This is a genomic window from Dolichospermum heterosporum TAC447 (assembly GCF_024584745.1).
Classification (GTDB): domain Bacteria; phylum Cyanobacteriota; class Cyanobacteriia; order Cyanobacteriales; family Nostocaceae; genus Dolichospermum; species Dolichospermum heterosporum.
In genome coordinates this window covers 5301062-5325914 of sequence record NZ_CP099464.1, presented here as the reverse complement: position 1 = coordinate 5325914, position 24853 = coordinate 5301062, and the positions used below count along the sequence as shown (strand labels likewise).

Annotated in this window: 23 protein-coding genes and 1 pseudogene; 13 read left to right on the top strand and 11 right to left on the bottom strand. The window is 39.0% G+C overall.

What is annotated here, in order from left to right; translation table 11 throughout:
* The first annotated feature begins 134 nt into the window (after positions 1-134).
* From NG743_RS24355 to NG743_RS24345, 3 genes are all read left to right on the top strand, one after another.
* On the top strand, positions 135-1268 hold the full coding sequence (locus NG743_RS24355; RefSeq protein ID WP_257121064.1) for a TOMM precursor leader peptide-binding protein: 1134 nt from the start codon (positions 135-137) through the stop codon (positions 1266-1268).
* 273 nt (positions 1269-1541) lie between these two features.
* Positions 1542-2879 (top strand): YcaO-like family protein, encoded by a 1338-nt coding sequence (locus NG743_RS24350; protein WP_257121063.1) that lies wholly within the window; start codon positions 1542-1544, stop codon positions 2877-2879.
* 18 nt (positions 2880-2897) lie between these two features.
* Complete coding sequence (locus tag NG743_RS24345) at positions 2898-3626, top strand: SagB/ThcOx family dehydrogenase (protein ID WP_027401445.1); 729 nt, start codon at positions 2898-2900, stop codon at positions 3624-3626.
* 41 nt (positions 3627-3667) lie between these two features.
* Here the strand turns inward: NG743_RS24345 and NG743_RS24340 are convergent, their stop codons facing one another.
* The 6 genes from NG743_RS24340 to NG743_RS24315 form a co-directional block, all read right to left on the bottom strand.
* A complete protein-coding gene (locus tag NG743_RS24340; RefSeq protein ID WP_027401446.1) occupies positions 3668-4504 on the bottom strand; it encodes a carbohydrate ABC transporter permease in 837 nt (278 codons plus the stop codon).
* Entirely contained in the window at positions 4501-5403 is a 903-nt protein-coding gene (locus NG743_RS24335; protein WP_257121062.1) for a carbohydrate ABC transporter permease, read from the bottom strand. The genes NG743_RS24340 and NG743_RS24335 overlap by 4 nt, the downstream gene beginning before the upstream one ends.
* Positions 5404-5483: 80 nt before the next feature.
* Positions 5484-6734 (bottom strand): ABC transporter substrate-binding protein, encoded by a 1251-nt coding sequence (locus NG743_RS24330; RefSeq protein WP_027401448.1) that lies wholly within the window; start codon positions 6732-6734, stop codon positions 5484-5486.
* A 779-nt stretch (positions 6735-7513) separates the two neighbouring features.
* A complete protein-coding gene (locus NG743_RS24325; protein WP_027401449.1) occupies positions 7514-8791 on the bottom strand; it encodes a M16 family metallopeptidase in 1278 nt (425 codons plus the stop codon).
* A 123-nt stretch (positions 8792-8914) separates the two neighbouring features.
* A complete protein-coding gene (locus NG743_RS24320) occupies positions 8915-9820 on the bottom strand; it encodes an alpha/beta fold hydrolase (protein WP_027401450.1) in 906 nt (301 codons plus the stop codon).
* Positions 9821-9822: 2 nt separating this feature from the next.
* Positions 9823-10323, bottom strand: coding sequence for a HugZ family pyridoxamine 5'-phosphate oxidase (locus NG743_RS24315; protein WP_027401451.1), 501 nt, complete (start codon positions 10321-10323; stop codon positions 9823-9825).
* Positions 10324-10468: 145 nt separating this feature from the next.
* Here NG743_RS24315 and NG743_RS24310 point away from each other — a divergent pair, with 145 nt between their 5' ends.
* The 7 genes from NG743_RS24310 (at position 10469) to NG743_RS24280 (ending at position 18129) form a co-directional block, all read left to right on the top strand.
* A complete protein-coding gene (locus tag NG743_RS24310; RefSeq protein WP_193963604.1) occupies positions 10469-11953 on the top strand; it encodes a CIA30 family protein in 1485 nt (494 codons plus the stop codon).
* A gap of 337 nt (positions 11954-12290) precedes the next feature.
* Positions 12291-13250, top strand: coding sequence for an IS110 family RNA-guided transposase (locus NG743_RS24305; protein WP_027404406.1), 960 nt, complete (start codon positions 12291-12293; stop codon positions 13248-13250).
* A 227-nt stretch (positions 13251-13477) separates the two neighbouring features.
* Positions 13478-13828: a hypothetical protein gene (locus tag NG743_RS24300; RefSeq protein ID WP_257121061.1), complete on the top strand. Its 351-nt coding sequence runs from the start codon at positions 13478-13480 to the stop codon at positions 13826-13828.
* A 536-nt stretch (positions 13829-14364) separates the two neighbouring features.
* Positions 14365-15360, top strand: coding sequence for a DMT family transporter (locus NG743_RS24295; RefSeq protein ID WP_193963606.1), 996 nt, complete (start codon positions 14365-14367; stop codon positions 15358-15360).
* 27 nt (positions 15361-15387) lie between these two features.
* Entirely contained in the window at positions 15388-15867 is a 480-nt protein-coding gene (locus NG743_RS24290; protein WP_257121060.1) for an SET domain-containing protein-lysine N-methyltransferase, read from the top strand.
* A gap of 585 nt (positions 15868-16452) precedes the next feature.
* Positions 16453-17271, top strand: coding sequence for a bifunctional hydroxymethylpyrimidine kinase/phosphomethylpyrimidine kinase (gene thiD, locus NG743_RS24285; RefSeq protein ID WP_027401456.1), 819 nt, complete (start codon positions 16453-16455; stop codon positions 17269-17271).
* A 198-nt stretch (positions 17272-17469) separates the two neighbouring features.
* On the top strand, positions 17470-18129 hold the full coding sequence (locus tag NG743_RS24280) for a hypothetical protein (protein WP_193964570.1): 660 nt from the start codon (positions 17470-17472) through the stop codon (positions 18127-18129).
* 253 nt (positions 18130-18382) lie between these two features.
* On the opposite strand, the gene NG743_RS24275 is transcribed toward NG743_RS24280, so the two are convergent.
* Complete coding sequence (locus tag NG743_RS24275; protein ID WP_027401458.1) at positions 18383-19567, bottom strand: NAD(P)H-quinone oxidoreductase subunit H; 1185 nt, start codon at positions 19565-19567, stop codon at positions 18383-18385.
* Positions 19568-20267: 700 nt separating this feature from the next.
* Complete coding sequence (locus NG743_RS24270; RefSeq protein WP_257121059.1) at positions 20268-20927, bottom strand: hypothetical protein; 660 nt, start codon at positions 20925-20927, stop codon at positions 20268-20270.
* 481 nt (positions 20928-21408) lie between these two features.
* Here NG743_RS24270 and NG743_RS24265 point away from each other — a divergent pair.
* The 3 genes and pseudogenes from NG743_RS24265 to rsmH all read left to right on the top strand — a co-directional run.
* Positions 21409-21513: pseudogene (locus NG743_RS24265) on the top strand (type ISP restriction/modification enzyme); the annotation flags it as partial.
* 54 nt (positions 21514-21567) lie between these two features.
* Positions 21568-21831 carry a hypothetical protein gene (locus NG743_RS24260; RefSeq protein ID WP_071992755.1) on the top strand — a complete coding sequence of 88 codons (264 nt, stop codon included), beginning with the start codon at positions 21568-21570 and terminating at the stop codon, positions 21829-21831.
* 137 nt (positions 21832-21968) lie between these two features.
* Positions 21969-22877 (top strand): 16S rRNA (cytosine(1402)-N(4))-methyltransferase RsmH, encoded by a 909-nt coding sequence (rsmH, locus tag NG743_RS24255; RefSeq protein ID WP_193964553.1) that lies wholly within the window; start codon positions 21969-21971, stop codon positions 22875-22877.
* A 335-nt stretch (positions 22878-23212) separates the two neighbouring features.
* Here the strand turns inward: rsmH and NG743_RS24250 are convergent, their stop codons facing one another.
* Genes NG743_RS24250 through NG743_RS24240 form a run of 3 tightly spaced genes read right to left on the bottom strand, consistent with a single transcriptional unit; the run spans position 23213 to position 24849 of the window.
* Positions 23213-23800 carry a hypothetical protein gene (locus tag NG743_RS24250; RefSeq protein WP_027401461.1) on the bottom strand — a complete coding sequence of 196 codons (588 nt, stop codon included), beginning with the start codon at positions 23798-23800 and terminating at the stop codon, positions 23213-23215.
* A gap of 3 nt (positions 23801-23803) precedes the next feature.
* Positions 23804-24169, bottom strand: coding sequence for a hypothetical protein (locus tag NG743_RS24245; RefSeq protein ID WP_027401462.1), 366 nt, complete (start codon positions 24167-24169; stop codon positions 23804-23806).
* Positions 24166-24849, bottom strand: a complete 684-nt coding sequence (locus NG743_RS24240; RefSeq protein WP_027401463.1) for a TIGR04255 family protein — start codon at positions 24847-24849, stop codon at positions 24166-24168. Before NG743_RS24240 ends, NG743_RS24245 begins: the two co-directional genes overlap by 4 nt.
* Positions 24850-24853 lie beyond the last annotated feature (4 nt).

Below are 24853 nucleotides of genomic sequence, written 5' to 3'. Positions count from 1 at the left end.
TGAAAATCATTGAACTTGGCTAGAAAAGTCAACGAAAACCCTGCTTTTATCCAATATTTTTTGAGTAGAAAAACAGGGTTTTTCATGTTTCTGATTGCCATTGATAGCAAGATTCAATTTTTGCAATAAAGTCTATGAAATTAAATGATAGTCAGCGGCTCCGGCTACTAGAACACGTTGTTATCAACGTGATGCCGGCAGATTGCAGTGGCGAAGAAAGTATGATATTTAATACAACACGGCGAACCCTGAGAGTACAGGGTCAATCTCTGCATAACGTAGAAAAAATTGTTTTACCTTTACTAGACGGCTCTCGCACAATAGGAGAAATCCGCGATGCTATTGGCGAACAATTGACCGATTCTTCTCTAAATCAATGTTTAGAGTTTTTGATGGACAATCGCCTAGTGGAAGAGTCTTTGGAAAATCCAGATGATTTAGATAGTCGTGCTTATTTACTGCCTCAAATTAGTCTTTATCATGAATTAGGCTTTAACCAAAAAGATGCTCGGAAACACTTAGCCAATGCTAGGATTGCTGTTTTTGGACTGGGAGGTTCGGGACTGATAGCAGCAATTAATCTGGCTACTGCTGGTATTGGTTTTGTCCGTTTGTGCGATGATGCCTCTATCCTGCCGTCGGATTCCTTGATGATGTCAGGCTCAGTATTGAATAAAATTGGTGCTTTTCGGGGTGTGGAAGCGGCTCGACAAATTGAAGCCATTGGTGGAGTTACTCAAACTGAGATTGTTACAGATAATTTAAATGACGATGCAACCATCAATCCTTTGTTGGCGGATGTTGATCTAGTGATTGTTGCTACTGATGCCGTATCTGTAAATCTAGCCTATCGTCTAAATAGACTATGCCTGAAGATGCAGCGCCCATTGCTACCGGGTGGGGCGGCTGGGATTGAGGGAAATGTCGGTCCACTGATTTTTGCCAAGGATGGACCCTGTTATCTATGCTATCGAATGCGGTCTATGGCTTGTGCTAAGTTTCCAGAGGTGGAATTGGCGGTTGAACAGTTGCTCAACCGGGAACGGCGTTCTCAACCACGACTACGGGAAAATTTACCGATAGGTCAGATGTTGGTGGGAAGTTATATGGCTCTTGATGCGGTGAAGATGATGCTCGGTCTACCTATGGCTACTGACGGAAAATTACTACATATAGACTTACTTGGTACAAAGCTGACTCACAATGTTGTTCTCAAGAAACCAGGTTGTCCCCATTGTTCAGTAAAACAGGTGACAGGTTACAGGTGACAGGTTACAGGTGACAGGTTACAGGTGACAGGTTACAGGTGACAGGTGACAGGTGACAGGTTACAGGTTACAGGTGACAGGTGACAGGTTACAGGTTACAGGTTACAGGTGACAGGTGACAGGTTACAGGTTACAGGTTACAGGTGACAGGTGACAGGTGACAGGTTACAGGTGACAGGTGACAGGTGACAGGTGACAGGTTACAGGTGCTACGCCACGGGGACAGTGTAAAAAGTCAAAACTCAGCACTGTTTATGATTAGGAGAAAACACAGTGAATACAGCGATTTCGCAGAGCGCAGTACCAGGGGCGATCGCCAGTCCCCGCTGGCAAGATTTAGTCAGCCCCCATACTGGCATTATTCGATCCTTAGATAGATTCACCAAGCCTTATACAGAGTTCGATTTTCCCGTTTTGTGGCAAGCCGAATTAGCCAATTTCCAGCTTCGTAAACAGCAGGATGATTTACGCTACGGTGTCGGCAGAGGCATGACAGATGAACAAGCCATTTTTGGGGCTGTAGGCGAAGCTATAGAAAGATACTGCGGCGGTATTGTTGATTATCGGCAACTAATTGTTAGTAACTATGAAGAATTAGGTAATCGTGCGGTTTCTCCTGCGGTTTTTTCCCCCTTTTCCGACCAACAATACTCTGACCCAAACTTCCCTTTTCCAGCTTTCAATCCGACAATGCAGACTTCGTGGATAAATGCCCTTTCTTTATCCAGTAACCAAGAGGTTTTAGTTCCAGCCTTCTTGGTTTATTTGGACTGGGACGGCAACCAACCAGGAGATCATATTTTACCTGTTAGTTCTAACGGTATGGCTAGTGGACCGACTTGGGAGTTTGCAGCCTACAGGGGTTTGTGCGAATTAATTGAACGTGATGCTTTCATCATTACTTGGTTAAATCGTCTCCCCGCTCCGCGCATCTATTTTGACCACTTGCCAGGAATTGAGACGGAAATTGCCCGCCACTATGCCAGATTTGGCATTGAGTTAGTTGTCTTCCAGTTGATTACTGATATTCAAGTCCCAGTTTTCATGGCCATGTTAATTGACCGTTCGGGCAAAGGTCCCGCTGTTTCCACTGGTATGGGATGTCATCTTGATGGAGCAACGGCTTTTCACAAGGCAGTTTTTGAGGTTTGCCAGGCTCGCTTTGGCGACATAGAACGGATGAAAACTGGGGCTGGGTCTAATCTCCATCAATATAGTGATGTTCAGAATTTGGATGATCACAACGCTTTTTTCTATACAACCTCTCGGTTGAGTGAGTTGGATTTCTTATTTCATCATCATCAATCTTGCCAAGTTGAAGATTTACCAATTTATGAACCTAAATCAGAAGCGGAGAATTTGCAATCAGTAGTTGCCAAGTTGAATTCAGTGGGTGTTGAACCTTATGTAGTGGAAATTACCGCCCCTGATATCGCCTCTCTTGGTTTCCGAGTCGTGCGGACTTTAGCCAGTGAATTAGTTCCTATCTATTTTGGTTATGGACAAGAGCCACTGGGAACTCGACGGTTGTTTGCAGTCCCAGAAAGGTTAGGTTATGGTGGCCGACGTACCAAAAATGACTTGAATCCCTGCCCACATCCCATGGCTTAAAACGAGGAAATTAGAACAATGCACACAGCCAATGAACCTCTGGAGTTAGCTCTTCTCTATCATTTGAACTCTCCAGTCCCGAAAAGTTATGTCAAGCGTGTTCCGGCTACTGAACTGCGATATCTGCCAGAAGCTCCTTTTCTGGAATTGCCACCAGCACCACGGGATAACCCGCTGTCTGAGCTTTTAGCACGGCGTACTTCTGTGCGATCATTTGATAATCAGGTGATGCCACTCGTCTCTTTGGCTCAACTGCTTGATGCAGGGTGTGGACTCAATGGACTGCGTGAAGTGGATGGTCAATGCTATGAGGCTCGCAACTCTCCTTCTGCGGGCGGATTGTATCCCCTGGAGGTGTTCGTATCTACACAAGCAGTGGAGGGTTTGGTTGCCGGACTTTATCACTATGAACCTCGCGGACACGGTTTACATTGGGTGAATGATGCTGTACCAACAGATTTTGTAGAAGCATTTTTGCAGCAGGATTATATTGTCAATGCCAATGCTCTGTTTGTGTTCACGTCGGTTTTTATGCGCTCAATGGGCAAATATGGAGCGCGAGGCTATCGTTTTGCGCTTTTGGAAGCTGGTCATCAAGCTGAAAATATAAGTTTAATGGCTGTGCAATTGGGGCTGGACAGTCTTTGTCTCGGTGGATTTCATGATATGAGTTTGAACGCTATGTTGGGGATTGATGGGCAACGTCATGCGGCTATTTATTCTGTTGCTGTGGGTAGGAAAGGTTGAATTTTTGCACGCAGAGGCGCAGAGAGGAAGAGTTTGAGGAATTATTCTTTACTGCCTGTAAAGGTAATACCTTGAATTAAGTAGCGGTTAAAGAAGGCATAAATGGCTAAACCGGGCAGGGTGAATATCATTGAGGCTGCCATAATGTAGTTCCAATAGCTGATATATTGACCTTTAAAGGTGTTTAGTCCTAAGGGTAAGGTGAACATTTCTGGGTCGAAAAGAATGACTACGGGCAGTAAAAAATTATTCCAACTGCCCATAAATACAAAAATCGCTTGTGCTGCTAATGCTGGTCTGGCTAGAGGTAAAACTATGTGCCAAAAAATTCCCCAGGCATTTAAACTATCTAGTTGACCGGCTTCTTCTAATTCTCTAGGGAAATTAACAAAGAATTGCCGCATCATGAAAATAAAAGTAGCATTAACCATACTCGGAACTATCATCCCTGGGTATGAATTTAACCAGCCGATGGTTTTGAGAATTAAAAATGTGGGAATTAGGGTAATTTGCGCTGGAACTACTAAGACTGTCAAAATTAGGAAGAACCAGAAACTTTTACCATGAAAATGCAATCTGGCTAGGGCATAACCTGCCATTGAGTTAAATAGTAAGTTTAAAATTGTGACGGTAACGCCAATAATTACACTATTAAATAGCCATCGCCAAAATAAGGGTTCTTGCAGAAATATCTGTTTGTAATTATCAAGAGTAAAATGTTTGGGGATGAAATTAAACTCACCACTAATGATTTCAGGAAGGGGCTTAAATGATGCGGAAAATGCCCAAAGAAAGGGAATTATGGTGATAATTCCGTAAGCTGTAAGGAAGATATATAATAGAACTTTAAGCCAGAAATTATTAAGGATTTTATTCAAATTTTATAACCTCCGAAGAATTGTCTCTGAATTAATGTGAGGATAATAATTACAGATGCTAGTAAAAAGGCGATCGCTGCACTATATCCCATCTGTAAATTCCGAAATACGGTTTGATAAATTAGCAAAACTAAGGTGAGAGTGGCGTTATTTGGTCCGCCAGTTCCTCCAGAAAATATATAAGATTGATCAAATAATTGAAAAGTCCCAATTATCCCCATCGCTATAACGAAGAAAGTCACAGGTTGCAATAAAGGTAAGGTAATATAAAGAAACTGTTCCCAACTATTAGCACCATCAAGTTCTGCTGCTTCGTAAAGGGTTTGGGGGATGTCCTGTAAAGCTGCTAAATAAATCACCATAAAAAACGGTGCTGTTGACCAAATATTCATGATCATAATTCCTTTAAGAGCAACAGATGGATCTCCTAACCAATTATAAATAGGTAATTTTAGGAAAGCTAAAAAGTTGTTTAGGAGTCCATTTGTGTTATAAATCCACATAAAAATTAGTGTCAATACGGCGGAAGATGTGACTGTTGGTAAAAAGTAAAGAATTCGCCACCAATTTTTCCCGCGAATGCCAGAATTAAGTGTTACTGCTAAACCTAAAGCTAAAATAGTTTGTGTGGGAACAACAACGGCTACATATTCGGCGGTATTTTTTAAAGCAATTCCTATTCTTTCATCTGTTAGTAATCTTTGGAAATTACCTAATCCGAAAAACTGGTAATGAATCCCTCCCAACATTTGCACTTTGTGTAAGGAAAGAAATACGGCATAGAGAATAGGTGAAATTACAAATGTGCCTAAAACTAAAATACTGGGAGTTATGAATAAATAAGCTGTTAAATTTTCTTTGATTTGTCTATTACAGTGATTTTCTAGTAAATGAAACACATTTTTATATCTCACGCAAAGGCGCAAAGGAAGAAAGGAATAGAAAAATTGGAGTCGGGTACAAGTTTTAATTACAAACTCTACATATCTGCCTGAATTTGTTGATTGGCTGCATTTTGCGCTTTTAACATTGCTTGTTTTAATGGTTGTTGTCCTAGCAAAACACTAATAAATTGATTATCAAAGTTGTTGATAATTGCGGCGGGATACTTGCCTAATTGCCAGGGTGTGGCATAATTAACTCCTGCTACTAATGATGCTCTAAGAGGGTCTTGATCATAGCCTAATTGTTGTGCTACTGATTTACGGGCTGGTAATGCAAATCCTTTCCTTGTCCATTTTTTCATGCCTTCTTTACCTGTTAAGTAGGAAATGAGTTTCCAGGCTGCAAGTTTATGGGGCGCTTGTTTATTCATGACATAAGCAACGGTAAAAACCATTGTTGCTTGCTGATGATTAATTTTAGGGATCTCTGCTGTCGCAAATTCTAGTTTGGGAAAGGTTTCTTGCAAATAGGGAATTGCCCAATTCCCCTCAATTACCATTGCTACCTTATTTTGTCCAAACATTTCACTCCCTGAATTTGTACCGACATCAGATTTTTGAGCGGAAGAACGGTCTTTTTGATATTGATTAATGACTAATTCTAAACCTTGCAAACCTGGATCATTGGCAAAGGTAGCATAACCATTTTTATCAATAATTTCTCCGCCAAAAGCTGTAATTTTATATGCCTGACGGGCTAATTCGGGAATTTCACCAAAGCCATATTTATTTAGTTTGCCTGTTAGTTGTTTGGCATAGGTACGGAGTTGTTCCCATGTGGTTGGTGGATTGGTTAAACCAATTTGAGTAAATGCTTGTTTGTTATAAAATAGGGCTAGGGTGGAATAGTCTTTAGGTAAACCATAAATATGATTTTGGTAGGTAAAATTGTTGAGGAGGTTGGGTTCTATGTCTGTGATGTCAAATTTGGGGTTAATGTATTTATCAAGGGGTTCTAGGACATTCTGACCCATTAAAAAAGGGGCTTCTAAAGCGTCAAGATAAAATACATCTGGTGCGGCTTCTCCTACTAGGCGGGTTTTAATCACATCCATATATTGATCGGCGATCGCTTCATATTTAACTTTGATCTGGGACTCCTGCCTTTCAAAGTCTTGGATTACCTGTTTTAACAGTGTTTGTTCTAGAGGATTACCTGTCCAACCACTGAGTTTGACGGTAATGGGTGGGGGTAATTTTGGTAATAGCAAATTATGACAACTAATCAGAGCGATCGCTATTGTTATTACCAATCCTAAAAATTTAAATAATCTCTTTTTTCTCACAATTTAATTGAGATTAATTCTGAGTTGATATGGTTACTAATTTATTTCCCCTGCTGATATAGATCATCTTTCTAGAGGATGGTTTTATAGCAATAAGATACCCGACTTCTTAGAGGGTGTTTGAAAAGTTATGGTTGATGCAATACTTGTCGGTTAAGGAAATGTAGGTTGGGTTGAGCGATAGCGAAACCCAACATTATCAAGGATTTTGTGGGGTTTTGAGGCTTAACCGAGCAGTATTGATGGTTGATGTATCAAATATTTTTTACCCCTCCCTAACCCTCCCCTTGTAAGTAATTGGACAAAAATATTTACAGTCATTGCGAGCGAAGGGAAGCAATCACAACCCTGGGAATTGCTTCATTTCACTTCGTTCCATATGGCTAACGCCACGCTGCGCTAACGCAATGACATTGTGTAATTAATTCTGTCTCACTACTTAAAGGGGAGGGAACTGGATTTTTATTGTTTCCCCCCTTTATAAGGGGAAAGGGGGGTAGCAATGTGATGAAAATTACGGAATACCACTTTTAAAACATCCTCTTTAAGAAGTCGGGGATCTCACTCTGGCAATCAAATAAGATTACTATACTCAAAACGGCTAGAAGCTGGACTTTTTTATCATACAAAGAACAAGGTTCAAAGCCTCTCACCGCACCTCTCTAGGAGAGGGAAAAGGAATAACATTTAATACTGGAGAGGTTTACCAGAGGGGTTTCATATTTGATTAAACTATGAACCGGTTGCAGTATATATTTCCTTTGAGATTTAAGTCAAACTTAAACAGGCTTGATGACAACGACACCATAGGCATCTGGAGACAGATAATCTTTTGTAGCTTGGATTAAATCAGTGGCTGCTTGTGCTTGAATATATTGGGGATAATTAAAGGCTGGTTCTAAGTCACCAATCAATGACTGATAATAACCATACAACCCAGCGCGATCGCTTGGTGTTTCATTTCCAAATATAAACCGATTAGCTACCCGTTGTTGAACACGAGCAATTTCTGATTCTTTGACAAATTCTGTTTGTAATTTGCGAAGATGTTGAATAATTCCTGCTTCCACAGCCGCTAAATTTTCTACATCACATTTAGCAGAAATCGAAAACACACCTTGCAATAGATTATTCATATTACTCACAGAAATTGAAGATACCAGTCCCTGTTCTTCCCGTAGATCTTGCACTAATCTAGATGTTCTCCCATGTCCTAAAATACCCGCTACAACATCAAGCGCATAAGTTTCATCTAACTCCATCAATCCAGGAACTCGCCACATCATCACTAATCTTGCTTGTTGGAGAGTTTCATCAACAACTTCCCGACGGACTATTTGTGTAAATGCAGGTTCAGGAATTGCTGCTGTTTGTGTTAGTTTATTGGTAGTTTGTTGATAATTTTTATTAAATTCTGCCGCAATAATTTCTACTAATTCTTCTACTGGTAAATTACCCACAGCAACTGCTGTAATTGACTGAGGTTGATACCAATGAGCATGAAAATCTCGCATCTGTTGCGGTTTAACTTGAGAAATAACAGATTCAGGTCCCAGTACAGGACGACGATAGGGTAAGGAATCAAAAGCAGTTTCCATGACATGACGATAAATTCGTCGTCTAGGATTATCTTCAGAACGTCTAATTTCTTCTAAAACTACTAATCGTTCCCGTTCAAAAGCATCATCAGGAATACTCGGATTACAAACAACATCTATTTGCAAAGGAGCTAATTCGGCAAAATCTTTAGGCGCAGTTGTGGTGTAATAGTGGGTGTAATCTTGGCTAGTAGCAGCATTAGTCACCGCACCACGTTCTTCAATCCGGCGTTCAAATTCACCACTAATGAGTTTCTGCGTACCCTTAAAAATCATGTGTTCTAAAAAGTGAGCCATACCATTAATAGCATCTGACTCCATTGCAGAACCGGTTTTTACCCAGAGGTTAAGATTAACCGCGTCTATCGGCATTTGTTCGGCGATAATCGTCAAACCGTTGGGTAGAGAGTGCAGCGTAGGTGCATTAAGGCGTGGAAATTTCAGCAGAGTTGATGTCATTGGTTGTGGTGAGTGAAGAGCTATTTCTATATTACAACTTTCTTGATGGTGTAAACCTTTCGCGTACAAGAAGTCAGAATTAAACGCAGATAAACGCAGATGAACACAGATAATTTTAGTCCTTTAGATTTCTAATTTTCCAGTTTTGTTGTATTTTTGCAAAATCCCTATCACAACTGCTGGTATTTCTAAATGGGGCAGAATTCCCGTATCGGGTATTTCATGAAAACCCTGAATTGCTTCAGTATTTAAATTTGCTAACCGTCGTCCTAATTGCATATTTGTAAATTGGGCATTTTCACCCCACAACATCACAGTGGGAACTTGAAGTTGTTGAATATATAAACTCAAATCAAAATACAAATTTCCTCGTAAAAAAGACAAAGCTGCAAATTTAGCTTGATATTTTTGTGCAGAACTTAAATAAGCTGACACCATTTCCTGTGTAACTCTTTCCGGTTTAGCAAATAGAAAACTCTGCAAAAAGTTTCTCACTGCAATTTCATTTTCTGCACCTAAAGCATAAATTAAATTATCTACTAACGGTGTATTAATTAAAGAAAGCGGTAATCTTCTCCCTGCACCTTCTCCAAAATCATTAAAACCCGCAGGACAAACTAAAAATAAAGCGTTGAATAAATCGGGATAAGTAACAGCCAGACGAATAGTAAAAGCCGCAGTTAAAGAAGATGCTATGACAGTTACAGGTTGATCACAAGTTTGCGAAATAAACTCAAGAATCGTCGTTAAATAATCTTCAATTTGATAATCTCTCACAGGGTGAGCAGATTTTCCCCAGCCAATTAAATCCGGGGCTAAAATTCGATATGTTGACGCATAAGCTGGGTAAATTTTTGACCATTCATAAGCAGACGCACCACCACCAAAGTTATGTAGAAACAATAATGGTGGTAAATCTTGATTTTTGGTATTTTCCCAAGGATTGCTAATTTGGGTATAATAAACCATTGCCCCCAAAGATGTATGAATGAATTTACTACCAAAACCCGGAGGTTGAAATTTCAGCATAATTATGAAAGTGAATCCTTGGTAATTTGTACAAGTTGATTTATATTGTCGTTACTAATATTATACGCAGCCCCAAAGCCAATTACAAAACGTCCAGTCTTCGGTGTCAGTTGCAAAATCCGAAAATCTGGTAAACTGCGTAATGTAGAAATCAGTTCCCCAAAACGAAGCTGAAATTTATCAACAATTTGCTGCCATTTTTCAGTTTCCCTTTCTATCAAATTTGCGGTACAATCAAAGCTTAACCGCCGACGAGCAAAAATCTGGTTAGTTTTAACTTCGTCATCAATAAATAGAACACTCACAAAAGGATGATTTTGAACATTTTGCGTATGAGTAGCTAGTCCACTCACATAAATATAGATGTTCTTATCATCGTCCATCACAAAAGGAGCATAACTAGCATTAGGGATGCCTTGTTTATTTACCGTACTAATAATAATGCTGGTAAATTCTTCAGGAAATTTCTCATATTCAGCTTGGGCGTTAGCAAATTGACTCATCACGGCAATTATCATATTGTATGAGCATTATACCAAAAAATAGTAATCTGGCTATCCAGATTCCCGATTTCTTTGAGAAGTCGGGGATCTAAATCTACAAAAAATTGATACAATAACACTAAAATACCATGTTTAAATCGTAACTATGAATAATAACAACCGCTCTCAATGGGATTTATGCAGGTTTATTAAAACCCTAACTTACTTTGAAGTATTTCCGATTCTTAATTGGATTCAAAAATTATTTCCAGGTAGTTCCACAGATTATCAAGATAGACCAAAACAAGGAGAAAATATGGCTGTAATTTTGGTAGCTGGTGCAACGGGTGGTGTGGGTAAACGAGTTGTTAAGAAATTAATAACACAGGGTTATAATGTGCGCTGTTTAGTTCGAGATATTGAAAAAGCGCGGCAAGTTCTGGGTGATGATATTAATTTGGTAGTTGGAGATATTACCAAACCAGAGACTTTGACAAATTTAGTTATGGCTAATATTCAAGCTGTAATTTGTTGTACGTCAGTGCGTGTTCAACCTGTGGAGGGAGATACACCCGATAGAGCAAAATATAATCAAGGTGTGAAATTTTATCTGCCGGAAATTGTCGGGGATACACCAGAAAATGTTGAATATCAAGGTGTGAAAAATTTAGTAACAGCAGCCGCAAAATATCTGGTTGCTGCGGGTGAAAAACCGATATTTGATTTCACGAAACCATCAGATGAAATCAAAAATATCTGGGGTGCTTTAGATGATGTGGTTATGGGGGGTATTAGTGCTAGTAGTTTCCAAATTAGGGAAAATACAGCAGTATTTACAGGTAATGTTTCTACTGCTAATTCTGGGGGGTTTGCTTCGGTGAGAACTAAGAATTTCTCACCTTTGCTGGATTTATCTGGTTATCAAGGTGTGAAATTGCGGGTTAAAGGTGATGGACAACGTTATAAAATATTTATCCGCACAGAATCAACTTGGGATGGTGTTGGTTATAGCTATTCTTTTGATACTGTTGCTAATAATTGGCTAGATATTCAGATTCCTTTTACAGATTTAGTTCCCGTATTTCGTGCCAAAATTGTTAAGGACTGTCCACCAATGGACATTAGCAAAGTTTGTTCTATGCAATTAATGTTGAGTAAGTTTGAATATGATGGTGCTTTAAATCCTGCTTTTAATCCGGGGTTTTTCGCACTGGAAGTTGCTTCAATTCAAGCTTATGGTGGGGAAACTTTACCTCAATTTGTATTAATCAGTTCCGCTGGGGTAACTCGTCCCGGAAGACCAGGAATTAATTTAGATGAAGAACCACCAGCAGTGAGATTAAATGACCAATTGGGAGGGATTTTAACCTGGAAGTTGCGAGGAGAAGAAAGCCTGAAAGCTAGTGGAATTCCCTATACAATTATTAGACCTTGTGCTTTGACAGAATCAGCAGGAGGGCAGGAGTTAATTTTTGAGCAAGGTGATAATATTAGAGGAAAAGTTAGCCGTGATGATGTGGCAGAAATTTGTGTTCAAGCAATTAAAGAACCACAAGCTATTAATCGCACTTTTGAGGTGAAAGAAGGTGAAGTAATTGCTAATAATTTAAATTGGACAAGGCTATTTTCTGGATTACAGGCTGATAAATAAAACGGTTCTAAGGTAGGTTGAGTGGAACGAAGTGAAACCCAATATTGACGGTAAGATGGTAAAATTTGTTGGGTTTCCTTGCGTCAACCCAACCTTGTATCTTAGAGGTATGTTAGAAGAAGTGGTAGACCGTCCCAACCTGGGTCAGAAAAGACCGCTTTGTAGCAAGGATCACCACAACAATCTCCATGACAGAACTCGAACAGTCGCCTGGGGTAAAAACTATGAACAAAGACATAGATAATATAGCCCGTATCGTGCAAGGATGAGTGAAATCAAGGGGATGAATAAAAACAAAACAAATTAAAAAGAAGTAATTGAAATTGGAGAGTTAAAAATGGATTATATCTCCCAATGGGTAGGCATTGACGTAAGTAAAGCAACACTTGATGTTTATATCCGTCCAATGGGTAAAGCATTTCAATTTGCTAATACTGAAACAGAAATAGCTAATCTAGTTAAGCAACTTCAATCTAACGATTTAAACCTAATCGTACTGGAAGCAACAGGAGGACTAGAAACAGAATTAATCATTCAATTGCAAGCGGCTCTTTTACCAGTAGCATTAATCAATCCTCGTCAGGGAAGAGACTTTGCTAAAGCTACAGGTAAGTTAGCCAAAACCGATGCCATTGATGCACAGATTTTGGCGCATTTCGGTGAAGCAATGAAACCGGAGGTGTTAGCAATCGAAAGTGAAATGTCACGTCAATTAGGCGAATTAATTAGTCGCCGAAGACAATTAGTAGAAATGTCTACAGCGGAAAAGAATCGCCGTGACCGCGCTCGTGGTAAAGCTTTGACAGATATTGAATCCCATATTGATTATCTTGAGCAACATCTTCAACAACTCAATCAAGAAATTGAGACGTTGACCCAAAATAATCAACAATGGATTGATAAAGTCAATCTACTCAAAACTACTCCTGGCATTGGTCAAGTAATTTCTACCACTTTAGTTTCTGACTTACCAGAATTAGGTCAATTAACTGCCAAACAAATCTCTCGCTTAGTTGGTGTTGCACCAATTAATCATGATAGTGGTCAGCACAAAGGTAAGCGCATGATTAATGGTGGTCGCGCCCATGTTCGTGCCATTCTTTATATGGGTGCTGTTGTTGCCATGCGTCATAATCCTGTTATCAAAACTTTTTATGAGCGCTTGGTTGAACGTGGTAAACCCAAAAAATTGGCCATTACTGCTTGCGTTCATAAAATGTTAGTTATTTTAAATGCGATGATTCGAGATCATCTTCCTTGGTCTATTTCTCAAGACTCACAACCAATTTCTGCATAAAGTTCTACTGTCGTTTTTATACCTCCAATCTAGTTTGGTAATTTATGGCAACCTATAATTTACCTGTTTTGTTCTGTTCTGTTTTTCTCCTCTATTTTCTGACTTTTTTCCTAGACTTTAAATTTTTCCTTAACGATCGCTTGACAATCAAGACAGTCGCTACAATAAATGTTGTTTTACAGAAAGGGAACGGTAGAGCCATTTTCATTTAATAATCTTTAATAAGCATGATATTGAAAAGATTGTTGGTAACTGGGCTGTGTGTGTTTGTTGTTTGGAGTGGTGTTTTATTAAATTCTGCTTTACCGCAACAAGTTGATTTCCGCGTTAATAATTTAGAGTCTGATGTTAGGAGTTTACAATTACGCTTACAACAACTTGAGTTAATGGTTGGGAAAAATAATCAATTACCTGTTGCTGATAGTCCTCAATCTTCTCCTAATGCAAGACAGAATTTATCACAATTGCAACAGGAAAAGATGTTTAAGAATTTAGCTAATTTGGTGGTTGAATTAAATCAGAAAATTAATAAATTGACAATTCGAGTGAATCAACTGGAGAAACTAAATATCAAGTAGAAGTTCTCTGTTTGAAAATAATAGCCAGATAATGTTGAGTTTTTTATTTTTCGTATTATACTGCAAACGGTTCATAGTTTAACCAAATATGAAACCCCTCTGGTAAACCTCTCCAGTATTAAATGTTATTCCTTTTCCCTCTCCTCTTAGGAGAGGGTTAGGGAAAGGTGCAAAGGAAAGGCTTTGAACTTGTTATTTGTATGATAAAAAAGTCCAGCTTCTAGTCGTTTTGAGTATAATTAGTGTGTTAGGATATCTGGGGCAGTTTTTTATAGGAATGTATGTCCTTCAGCATTCAATAATGTTCGGTAAGAGTTTTTGTAGCGACTGTCTTGATTGTCAAGCGACAGCGCAACCCAACAAATGCTTATAAGTCTTGGGTTTTGCTTTTGTGCGAAGAATTCAAGTGAACTAACCTAATTTTTTTTAGATATGCTGATGAAGAAACAATAAACGTTAATATTTCTCACTCTAGTGAACCGCTTTACGGTTAACTAACGGAATATAGTTAAATTGATAAGAGGCTATGCTGCTTAATGACCATAGAATTAAATAACTACTCTCAAAAATCACCAAACACTCTCTATTATTCGGGTATAGCAGTGTTGCTTCTCGTCACTCTCATCTGGGGTACGAGCTACCCAGTTCTTAAAGCAGCCCTTGGTAGCCTTTCTCCTTCAGTAATATTTGCAACCCGCTTCGCAGTAGCCGCATTACCTTTCACCCCCTATTTGCGTTTTGTGAATCTTCCCCTGCTACGGGATGGAATTTTATTAGGACTGATAATCTTTAGTACCTTAACTCTCCAAACAGTTGCCCTGGAAACTACCTCTGCCAATCATGCTGCATTTATTGCGAGTTTTAACGTTATTCTAGTTCCTCTATTGGGACAATTACTAGGTCGGCAAGTATTGCTGAAAACTTTCCTCGCCGCAGCAATGGCTATCTTTGGGGTGGGAGTGATGTGTTGGGAAAGTGAGCAGATAGTGGTCGGCGATTTCTTGATGTTGGGTAACGCCTTTCTTTACTCTATCTACATTCTTAAGCTTGAGTCCATCACTTTACGCCACCCTATTTTACCACTGACAGCAATCCAGCTTTGGGTAATAGCAATAGTGTCTTTAATTTGGGGAGCGCCAGATTTAGTTAGACAGTATGAGTCCATAGGTGCTAACTGGGCTGTAATTTTGTATTTAGGTTTATTTGATACTGCTGCTACCATTCTTCTCCAAGTATTGGCTCAAAAATGGGTTAACGCTTACGAAACGGCCTTAATGTATACCCTTGAGCCGATTTTTGCAGCAGTTTTTTCGTTTTTATTGCTGGGAGAGAAACTGGGGGTACGTGGTATTATTGGTGCTACTTTTGTCTTGATGGCAATGATTTTTGGTCAAACTAAATCTCAGGATACTGAGCAGGATCATGAAGTACAAGTCAACGAGCCGATTGTTGCCGCACTTTCATCTGTGGATAGTGAGCCAATTAATATTCCAGTGTCGCTTCTTAATAGCAATCTCATGGAATCGGAATAAGATTCGTAATCTCTACTAAAAAATAGGATGATGGAATTAGATACCTTAGTAAAAGTAACAAGTAAAGGCAGAAGCGTTTTTGCCAACCGATGGTTTCATAAGGATGAGACTGTGGTAGTTGGAAACCAAGTTGAAATCCTTTCAGAAAGAACTATGCACTCTTTCCAAATGGATTTTGACCGGCATATTCAATTGGATGAACCGGCGCGATTAATCAATCATTCTTGTAGCCCAAATACAGGAGTTCGGAATAATAAATTTGGCGGCTACGATTTCGTCGCATTGGTTGATATTCCTGCTGGAACTGAGATTACCTGGGATTATGAGACGACGGAGTATATTAGTATTGCCGTTCCCGAATGTTGTTGTGGCTCTCCTGAATGTAGATTAAATATTAGAGGATTCGAGTTTCTCCCTATGGAAATTAAGAAAAAGTATGGTGAGTTTATTGCTGATTATTTGAAAATAAACATACCTGAAAGTGTCACCAAAATGACGATTAAATAAAAGGATTTTATGTTGGGTTTCTTATGTCAACCCAACATACAGCACTCTCCGGTGTTATGAGGTACAAGAACCCCACCCCCAACCCCCTCCCCGCAAGCGATGAGTGGGCTAAGATGTAACTCATATAGTTGGAAACCGCTGTAAATATTATGGTTCTACCGCTCCCTTTATGATATTTTCGGTAAAATATCCCTCAAACTCTTACCCTGATTTGATTTGAGGTTTTAATGTTTTCAAAAATAGGCGATCGCTCTTAATTGAGATAGAACCCATGTACAGCAATGGTTTTGGGCATCGAAAGGGGATATTTAATCACAAGGGGAGCGGTAGAACCAATATTATTAATAAATTTAGTCCAATTTGAGACCACCTATTTAGGGTTTGCTGAATAAGTCTTCTAGTGAAGGGAGGTGACAGGTGACTGTTTCAGCTATCTGTCATCCCCAAACTTTTAAGTTTATTGGAGGTAAAATACTCCGTTTTGGTACTACCCCCTCAAAAACCTTGCACCTATTTTCCTTTTTATCAACCTCAAACCTTTGATTCTTTTACGTTTTTTCAGCAAGACCTATTTAGACTCCAATTATGACAATAAACAAAACTTTCGTGCCTGTTGCTTTAACTATTGCTGGTTCTGATAGTGGTGGGGGTGCAGGAATTCAAACTGATTTACGAACTTTTGCTTTTCACTGTGTTCACGGAACAACTGCTATTACCTGTATTACAGCCCAAAATACTGTGGGAGTTAATAGAGTTGATGCGATCGCTCCCCGGTCTATTGTTGCTCAAATTCAGGCGGTTGTAGAGGACATTGGCGTACAGGCTGCAAAGACGGGAATGTTGCTCAATCAAGAAATTATTTTGGCTGTAGCCCAGCAAATAACAGCTTATAAAATTGAGAATCTAGTGGTTGATCCTGTGATGGTATCACGCACAAGAGCGCAACTAATTGATGATGATGCCATACAAACCCTGCGGAATACTCTAATTCCCTTAGCAGCTATTATTACCCCAAATCGTTATGAAGCGCAGATTTTAAGCGGGTTAGAAATTACTTCTTTAGCAGATATGCAAGCAGCAGCGGAAATTATCCACAGGGAGTTAGGAGTCAAGGCTGTTTTAGTCAAGGGTGGGGGAATGTATGGGAATTTGCGGGGTGTTGATGTTTGGTTTGATGGGGAACAATTGGAGATTTTGACAACGAAACAGGTAGAGACAAAAAATACTCATGGTACAGGTTGTACTCTATCAGCGGCGATCGCTGCTAACCTAGCTTTAGGTAAAGACCTATGGACATCAGTGCAAATAGCTAAGGAATATGTGACAAATGCTCTTACCTATTCCTTGGATATTGGCAAAGGACAAGGACCAGTGGGACACTTTTTCCCATTATTGATCAAATAAATTTATTTATTAAGCGTTGTATTAATCACATGAAATCAGTTAATATACTGGTAGTTTTCATTCTCGACTCCTGATATTTTTCCCCATCTTTGCATTTTGTGCATTTTTCTATTATTTTTGGGCATAATATCATAAATAATCATATTCTGGTTTTGCGTACCCTTACTCTAACTACCGTATTTTGATACTAAAATCTCCATGAAAACAACTACAGGATCTCACTATAGCCAACCACCTAATAACTACCCCCCTTCTGTTCCCCTCTGCGTTTATCGAGAGTTGACAGCGGAGTTACAAGCGGTTCAATCTAAATTGGATGTGATTACCAGTCATAATCAGAAATTAGTCCAAGAAAATCAACAACTGCGGCTAGAAATTACTAAAGTGATTCAGTCTTGCTTAGAACTGCAAAAGCTAGTTAGTACACCATCACCCAGTTCTCCTGCACCATCTCTATCTGATCATGAAGTTAATTATCCACCTCAGCCTCAGCCGACACCTCATGATCATCACGAGGTAAAACACAAACCTAAACCAATTATTACCGCAGAATCTCCGCGTCAGCCAACAAATCGTCCCCGACCAAAAACATCAACAAAACCTACCCCTTCTGAAAACCGTCATCAGGAGTCTACTGCGACACGGATGAGTATAAACTTACCAGTATCAAAAACAGTATTTATAGAAGAACAGGAAGTTAGCTACTATCCCCAATCTCAGTCTGAGGTTAAAGGCTTAAATGGTTGGTGGCTGGCAATAACTATTATATTCATTATGATAACTGGTTTTGCCGCTGGGTATTTAATCGTGCGCCCTTTATTCCAAAATCACAGCCAACCTTCAACAATTAAAAATTGAAAATTCATAGATAATTAGACATTAAGTAATTGGACAAAAATATTTACAGTCATTGCGAGGGAAGGGAAGCAATCATAACCCTGACGATTGCTTCATTTCCTATGGCTAACGCCACGCTTACGCAATAACATTGTGTAATTAATTTTGTCTCACTACTTAGGTGGCAGGTAATGTAGAGACGTTCCATGGAACGTCTCTACAAGAATTCCAGAAGATACACATTGAAGTCCTTGTCCTGGAGTATCAAGATTGATTATCTATCAACAGAACCCATAATTACGTCAATACTACCGAGAATAACAACAATATCTGCTACCTTCATTCCTCGGAGTAAATGAGGGAGAATTTGTAGGTTGTTGAAATCTGCGGCACGGATTTTCCAGCGCCAGGGGAAAACATTATTATCACCAACTAAATAAATTCCTAATTCTCCCTTACCACTTTCGACACGGGAGTAGATTTCACCATTGGGGACTTTGAAAGTAGGAGAAACTTTCTTAGCAACGAATTGGTAATCAAAAGCATCCCACTCGGATTTTTTCCCAGCCATTAACCGCTTGGCTTCTAGGTTTTCGTAGGGTCCACCGGGTAATCCAGCGATCGCTTGCCGGACTATTTTCACAGACTCGCGCATTTCTCGCATCCGTACCATGTAACGTGCAAGACAATCACCAACAGTTTCCCACTGAACATCCCAATCGAAATCATCGTAACATTCGTAGTGGTCAACTTTTCGTAAATCCCATTTTACCCCAGAAGCCCGTAACATTGGTCCAGAAAGTCCCCAGTTAATCGCTTCTTCACGGCTAATAGTTCCCAAACCCTCAATCCGGCGGCGAAAAATCGGGTTATTAGTAACTAAGCGTTCATATTCATCCACTTTGGGAATAAAGTAGTCACAGAAATCTAAACACTTATCTACCCAACCATAAGGTAAATCCGCAGCTACACCACCAACTCGGAAATAATTATGATTAACCATGCGGTAGCCAGTTGCAGCTTCCCACAGATCATAAATCATTTCCCGTTCCCGGAATTGGTAGAAAAAGGGTGTTTGTGCGCCTACGTCAGCCAAGAATGGACCAAACCATAATAGGTGGTTCGCAATGCGGTTTAATTCCAGCATAATCACGCGAATATAGCTGGCACGTTTAGGAACGGTGATACCCGCTAATTTTTCCGGTGCATTAACTGTCACCGCTTCATTAAACATCCCCGCAGCGTAGTCCCAACGGCTGACATAGGGGACATACATGATTGTAGAACGGTTTTCGGCAATTTTCTCCATTCCCCTGTGTAGATAGCCAATAACTGGTTCGCAGTCAACGACATCTTCACCATCTAGGGTCATGATTAAACGTAGGACTCCGTGCATTGATGGGTGGTGAGGTCCCATGTTTAGCACCATCGGTTCAGTGCGGGTTTCGATTCTACTCATAGATTTTGCTGTTCTCCCGTTGTGGATGTTGTCAATTGATCCGTTTAGATTAACTTGCGGCGATAGCGAAGCACTGCTGCAAGCAGATCGCTCTTTTCTGCCAAAATTTAGCTGATAGGGATAATTTCTAGGTTATCTCTACAGGTGACGTTGGAGAGAGAATAGCAGAGTCGGTTTTGTACTTGATGTTTTATTTTGTGCAGCTTCTTCAATTATTATAGGTAAGCCTGATATATAAGGGATTGAGAATCTGGATTTTTTTCATGTACCTGGGGTTTTGACACTCCCCGGTCTAAGAGGTTGTTTGAAAAGTATTAGATGAAACCGATAATCTCCAGAAACCTAACCCCCCTTCTCTAGGGGACTTCCAAGAAATAAATTATCCTGATTAACGAACCACAGAGGCGCAGAGGACACAGAGGAATAAGGGTTTGAGAGATTTTTGCGTTAGGTGGTTGAGTATTTTTTTATTTGGAAGTCCCTAGGAGGGAATGGGGGTTTCAAAGCCTCTACCCGCATCGGGGAGAGGTTTACCAGAGGGGTTTATTTATACATTAAAGGCTTTTCAAACATCCTCTAAAGACGCGGGGATTCTTAATCGAATAATTGTCAAGACAACTGCTCGAATAATATCCGCTTTTCAGGTATTACCTTAGATGTACGGTTCTTGCCCTGATCCTGTTTGCCATTACTGGCAGAATCATCTCTGACAAGCGTAACTTTCAAAAGAGTCCCCCGGTAGGTTTTTAGTGTCTTTGCTGACATCAGCTTCTTGAATTACTGTTACCGTTCTAATGTTAGCATCTACTGGAATAGTACGACTATCAAAATAGCGCATAGTCCCCAGTCCAGGAAAGTAGGCATGGGAATAGCATCTTGGCTGATTAGATTCACGATTAACAGTTAATTTTACTTGTCCTGGCTTGAATTGAAAAGTTTTAAAGTTAGCTGCTTTACGAAACGCAGGGAAACCCCTTTTGTGTTGAAAAAATCCGTTATAAGCAATATCTAATTTAGCTAAATTGCCTTGTAAAACATCTGAATTAATTCGGCTATACCATTCAGACTCAGAACGTAATTCAGTTGTTCTTTTACTTTGAATATCAGTCGCGTTACCCCAGATTAAACCATGCTTTTTGCTATTTTTTGTTAACTCAGCATACATGATGCCATGTTTAACAATAGGGCAGGTCAAAGGGCAATAAGAACCATATTCAATTCGACTATCTAAGTCTGAGAATGCACCATAATAGTACATCACGGACTCATCTGATTTCTGGTTATTAGTCTCAAAACCGCGCTGACGTTCTGCCAAACAATAATTTCTGTGTTTCCGCAAAGTAACAAGCCACTCAGACATTAAGGCTTGTTGCCCAATATTCGGTTTTAGCTTGAATCTCCAGCGTATTTGCACAGGCTTATTTTGTTGATGTAATTGATGATATAACTATGTTAATCTCCAATTAAAAGGAAGTCAATAGCTAAAATCTATGAAAAAAAGCTATTTCTTTTCAACTGCGGGGAATGTTGCCGCCGACACAATAGAAAGATATATTAATGACCCGCATCATGGTTGAGAATATTGGCAGCGGTTAAAACCGCACGGGTAGGCTTTCCCCCGCGCTCTAAAGAGACGCGGCTCCCAGCCTTCCCGCAATCCCCTGGTGGCAAGATAGATTTAATTTATAATTACTCTAATTAATATCTATAGTTAAATTTTAGCTCGCGCAGAGGCGCTCCAGTCGCAGAGAAGGAGAAGCAGAGTTTTTTCAGGGGTATGATTTAGTTATGAATTAGTTGATGGAAAAGGAGATAAAAATAAGACTTTTAGACCAGAGGATATTTTTAATTACATTTATGCCATCTTTCATTCTCCTATTTACCGTCAACGTTACGCCGAATTTTTAAAGATTGATTTTCCTCGTGTTCCTTTAACTTCTAATTCTCCGCTTTTTTGGGAGTTAGTTATCAAAGGTGATAAACTAGTTAGATACCATTTAATGAAAGCAAGGGGTTATCAAGTTTGTCAAAAATGGCTGAAAGACAGAAAAGGGAGACAATTGAATTTTGATGAAATTAGTCATTATCAAAATATTATTTCTATAATATCGGAGACTATTAAGATTATGGAAGATATTGATAAAATAATTGAAAAATATGGCGGTTTTCCGTTAGAATTTAAACCCTTACATTCTTATGGTTTGACAATTCTTAAGGAATCCGGGGATCACTCAAAAGTGAGAATCGCGGATTATACGGATTAAAAAATGGCGCGGATTAGGCTGTTTGCTATGATAAAAGTTACTAAAATCCGTGAAATCAGCGCAATCCGTCTCATCCGTGATTCTGACCATTTTATCAACGCCAAACTTGCTTCTTAATTTTTAGTATCAATAAATTAATGATCAAATCAGATTTACAAACACCGATAGATTTAGAAGAAATCGCTTTTTCCCATATTCCCGTTCTCAGTCAAGAAGTGATTACAGGTTTAAATATCCAACCTGGTGGACATTATTTAGATTTAACCGTTGGTGGTGGTGGTCACAGTCGGTTAATATTAGAGACTGCTGAAGATGTGAAAATTACCGCACTTGACCAAGATGAAGATGCTTTAAATGCAGCAAAAGAGAATCTAGCAGAATTTGGAAATAGAGTCAAATTTATTCATAGCAACTTTGCTAATTACCAATTTCCAGAAAATACCTATCATGGAATTTTAGCCGATTTGGGAGTAAGTTCCTATCATTTAGATAACCCAGAACGGGGTTTTAGTTTTAGAAATACCGCAAATTTAGATATGCGAATGAACCAGCAACAATCCCTCACCGCTGGAGATATTATTAATGAATGGGGTGAAAAAGAATTGGCGGATATTTTCTTTAAATACGGTGAAGAGAGACTTTCTCGCAGAATAGCCAGAAGAATTGTTGAAAAACGCCCATTCAATACTACTACAGAACTGGCAAATGCGATCGCCTACTCCGTCCCTCCTAAATATCGTCATGGGAGAATTCACCCCGCAACCCGTGTTTTTCAAGCTTTGCGAATTGCTGTCAATGACGAATTAAAAGTCCTGGAAACCTTAATAGAAAAAGCACCTCACGCGCTTATTCCTGAAGGAAGAATAGCTATTATCAGCTTTCACAGTTTAGAAGACAGACCAGTTAAACATGGTTTGAGAAATTCCCCTTCCTTGCGAATATTGACAAAAAAACCCATAATTGCCACAGAAGAAGAAATTAAAGAAAACCCCCGTTCCCGTTCTGCTAAATTGAGAATAGCAGAAAAGAAAAATACAGACGATTAAGACTGGAAGTTGAGTAACGTCATCATACCATTTACCATTTCTTTATCAGGCTGCACTTTAGCTGAGAGTCATAAGCCTGTTAATTGATGAGGTTCAGCAGCGTTAAACCTCTACCCACATTATGGTTCTTCCGTACCTGTTATGCCAAATATGAGTTTATTTACCCCATAACCCTTATAAATAAAGGGTTTCATTGTTTTTGATGCCAAATTTATGTCAAATTCACCGATGAATTAACATAAAATCCTTATATGGTAAGGATTTTATGGTTTGACAAAATGATTTAGCATAGTAAGTACCGAAGAGCAAAAAAATACTAAACACAAGGTAATCACTCAAAGATTTTGTCGTTCTTGCATTGTTGGGGGATCATCAGGACGAAAATATTTCATGGAAAATTTAGTAATAAAAAGATACCAGCCGACTTGTGTAAGAGAATGTAGGCGAATAATATTTCCTTCCTGTATTCGCTTGGAGACTCTCTCCCTCAACAACGTCATAGGATGACTTAAATCCACAACCCATTCTCCGCCTGTTAAACCACTTCCAATGAAGAAAAATTCAAAAACATTGTTTTTAGGAATTTCTGAATAAGAATTTAATGGTTTAAAATTTTCCAGAGGGAAACAAGGGCATACAACTATCTTTTCTTTCCTATCTAAATCACAGGTGCTAGTTATTATCATTGCCGGTGCTTGAAAATTAGACACCTTTCCATCTTTAGTGAAATTTAAGAATGGAATTATATTAAGTATGTCTCCCTGTGACCATTGTTTAACTGGATCGCATAAAACCTGAATACTGCTATTTTGAGTACCAAATTGTTCTAGAGCGAGCCTGGCATCGGCAGTATTTCCATCTGGATAGACAGGGAAAGCTTTTTGTAAATATTGGATTAAACCATCTAGTTGAATTCCACCCATTACTTAAAAATCCGGAAATCCTTGCTCTGATTGTGATGCAAGTATCTCTTTCCATAATTTGGAGTCTTCATAGCTAAGAGACATACTCCTTTCTTGCCATTTTGTAGTAAACATGACAATAGCTTCCTGCTTGGTTATCGTTTTTTGATAAATTTGCGGAATTTGAATATTGTCTTCAACTGAAACAGCCGAATCAAATATTAGACTACGGATAGGCATTGTTGTTGATGAATTTGCCACTGTCGCAGCGAGAAATAATGGAGTCAAACACTGCTCCAAAATTTTAAAATTATGGCTGCTACCTGTTTTATATACAGAATAATCTTCCACAGGATAAGTTGACGAATTCATAGTTAAAGAAACGTTCATGGTTTTACCCCTTCTTCTAACTGAGGAACTAAAGTTTTAAAGTTCTCTTTAATAAGCTCATGTGCTTTTGATATCCAATCAATTAATTTTTCTATACTCCATTGCTCCTCTGGTTGTTCAATATTTTTGTCATTCTGATAAAAAGAGTTTAAATCTAGGATTAAGCCATGATCATTGGAATTAAATTGTACATTTATATCTAGAAATAATCCGGTTTCAACTTTATCTACTTTCCTTACTTGTATAAATTCTGTAATATCAAAACTTTTGTTAGTAAAGGGAGAGGAAAGATTCAAAAACTCAAAAGGATCGGCTATTTTATTAAAACTATTAATATAACGAAGCCCTATTCTGTAAGCATAGCTGATTTTAGCTCCGTGCGTTTGTGCAGAAGACAAAATTTCTTTTATATCGTCTATAAAATCACTAAAATTTGTATATTGTAGATAATTGACACTAATAACATCAGATCCTATTTGAAATAATTTGGACTGATCTTGACCAGAAAAGCGATGACGAACAATACCTGATATTGGTACAAACTCAGGCAATCCAGGAGGCTCTAATTTTTGCGTGAGTGGAAAGTTTACTTTGTGAGACACTGACATTGCGCCAGCAAAAATAGCGTAATCCTCTATAGGGGGAAAACGTATTTCTAATACTACTTCTTGTAATGCCACAGGT

Bases quoted from the DNA above. Each gene is read 5' to 3' on its own strand.
- NG743_RS24355 (WP_257121064.1), top strand. From the start codon at position 135: ATGAAATTAAATGATAGTCAGCGGCTCCGGCTACTAGAACACGTTGTT.
- NG743_RS24345 (WP_027401445.1), top strand. From the start codon at position 2,898: ATGCACACAGCCAATGAACCTCTGGAGTTAGCTCTTCTCTATCATTTG.
- NG743_RS24325 (WP_027401449.1), bottom strand. From the start codon at position 8,791: ATGACATCAACTCTGCTGAAATTTCCACGCCTTAATGCACCTACGCTG.
- NG743_RS24320 (WP_027401450.1), bottom strand. From the start codon at position 9,820: ATGCTGAAATTTCAACCTCCGGGTTTTGGTAGTAAATTCATTCATACA.
- NG743_RS24315 (WP_027401451.1), bottom strand. From the start codon at position 10,323: ATGAGTCAATTTGCTAACGCCCAAGCTGAATATGAGAAATTTCCTGAA.
- NG743_RS24310 (WP_193963604.1), top strand. From the start codon at position 10,469: ATGAATAATAACAACCGCTCTCAATGGGATTTATGCAGGTTTATTAAA.
- NG743_RS24305 (WP_027404406.1), top strand. From the start codon at position 12,291: ATGGATTATATCTCCCAATGGGTAGGCATTGACGTAAGTAAAGCAACA.
- NG743_RS24300 (WP_257121061.1), top strand. From the start codon at position 13,478: ATGATATTGAAAAGATTGTTGGTAACTGGGCTGTGTGTGTTTGTTGTT.
- NG743_RS24295 (WP_193963606.1), top strand. From the start codon at position 14,365: ATGACCATAGAATTAAATAACTACTCTCAAAAATCACCAAACACTCTC.
- NG743_RS24290 (WP_257121060.1), top strand. From the start codon at position 15,388: ATGATGGAATTAGATACCTTAGTAAAAGTAACAAGTAAAGGCAGAAGC.
- thiD (WP_027401456.1), top strand. From the start codon at position 16,453: ATGACAATAAACAAAACTTTCGTGCCTGTTGCTTTAACTATTGCTGGT.
- NG743_RS24280 (WP_193964570.1), top strand. From the start codon at position 17,470: ATGAAAACAACTACAGGATCTCACTATAGCCAACCACCTAATAACTAC.
- NG743_RS24275 (WP_027401458.1), bottom strand. From the start codon at position 19,567: ATGAGTAGAATCGAAACCCGCACTGAACCGATGGTGCTAAACATGGGA.
- NG743_RS24270 (WP_257121059.1), bottom strand. From the start codon at position 20,927: ATGTCTGAGTGGCTTGTTACTTTGCGGAAACACAGAAATTATTGTTTG.
- NG743_RS24260 (WP_071992755.1), top strand. From the start codon at position 21,568: ATGAAAGCAAGGGGTTATCAAGTTTGTCAAAAATGGCTGAAAGACAGA.
- rsmH (WP_193964553.1), top strand. From the start codon at position 21,969: ATGATCAAATCAGATTTACAAACACCGATAGATTTAGAAGAAATCGCT.
- NG743_RS24250 (WP_027401461.1), bottom strand. From the start codon at position 23,800: ATGGGTGGAATTCAACTAGATGGTTTAATCCAATATTTACAAAAAGCT.
- NG743_RS24245 (WP_027401462.1), bottom strand. From the start codon at position 24,169: ATGAACGTTTCTTTAACTATGAATTCGTCAACTTATCCTGTGGAAGAT.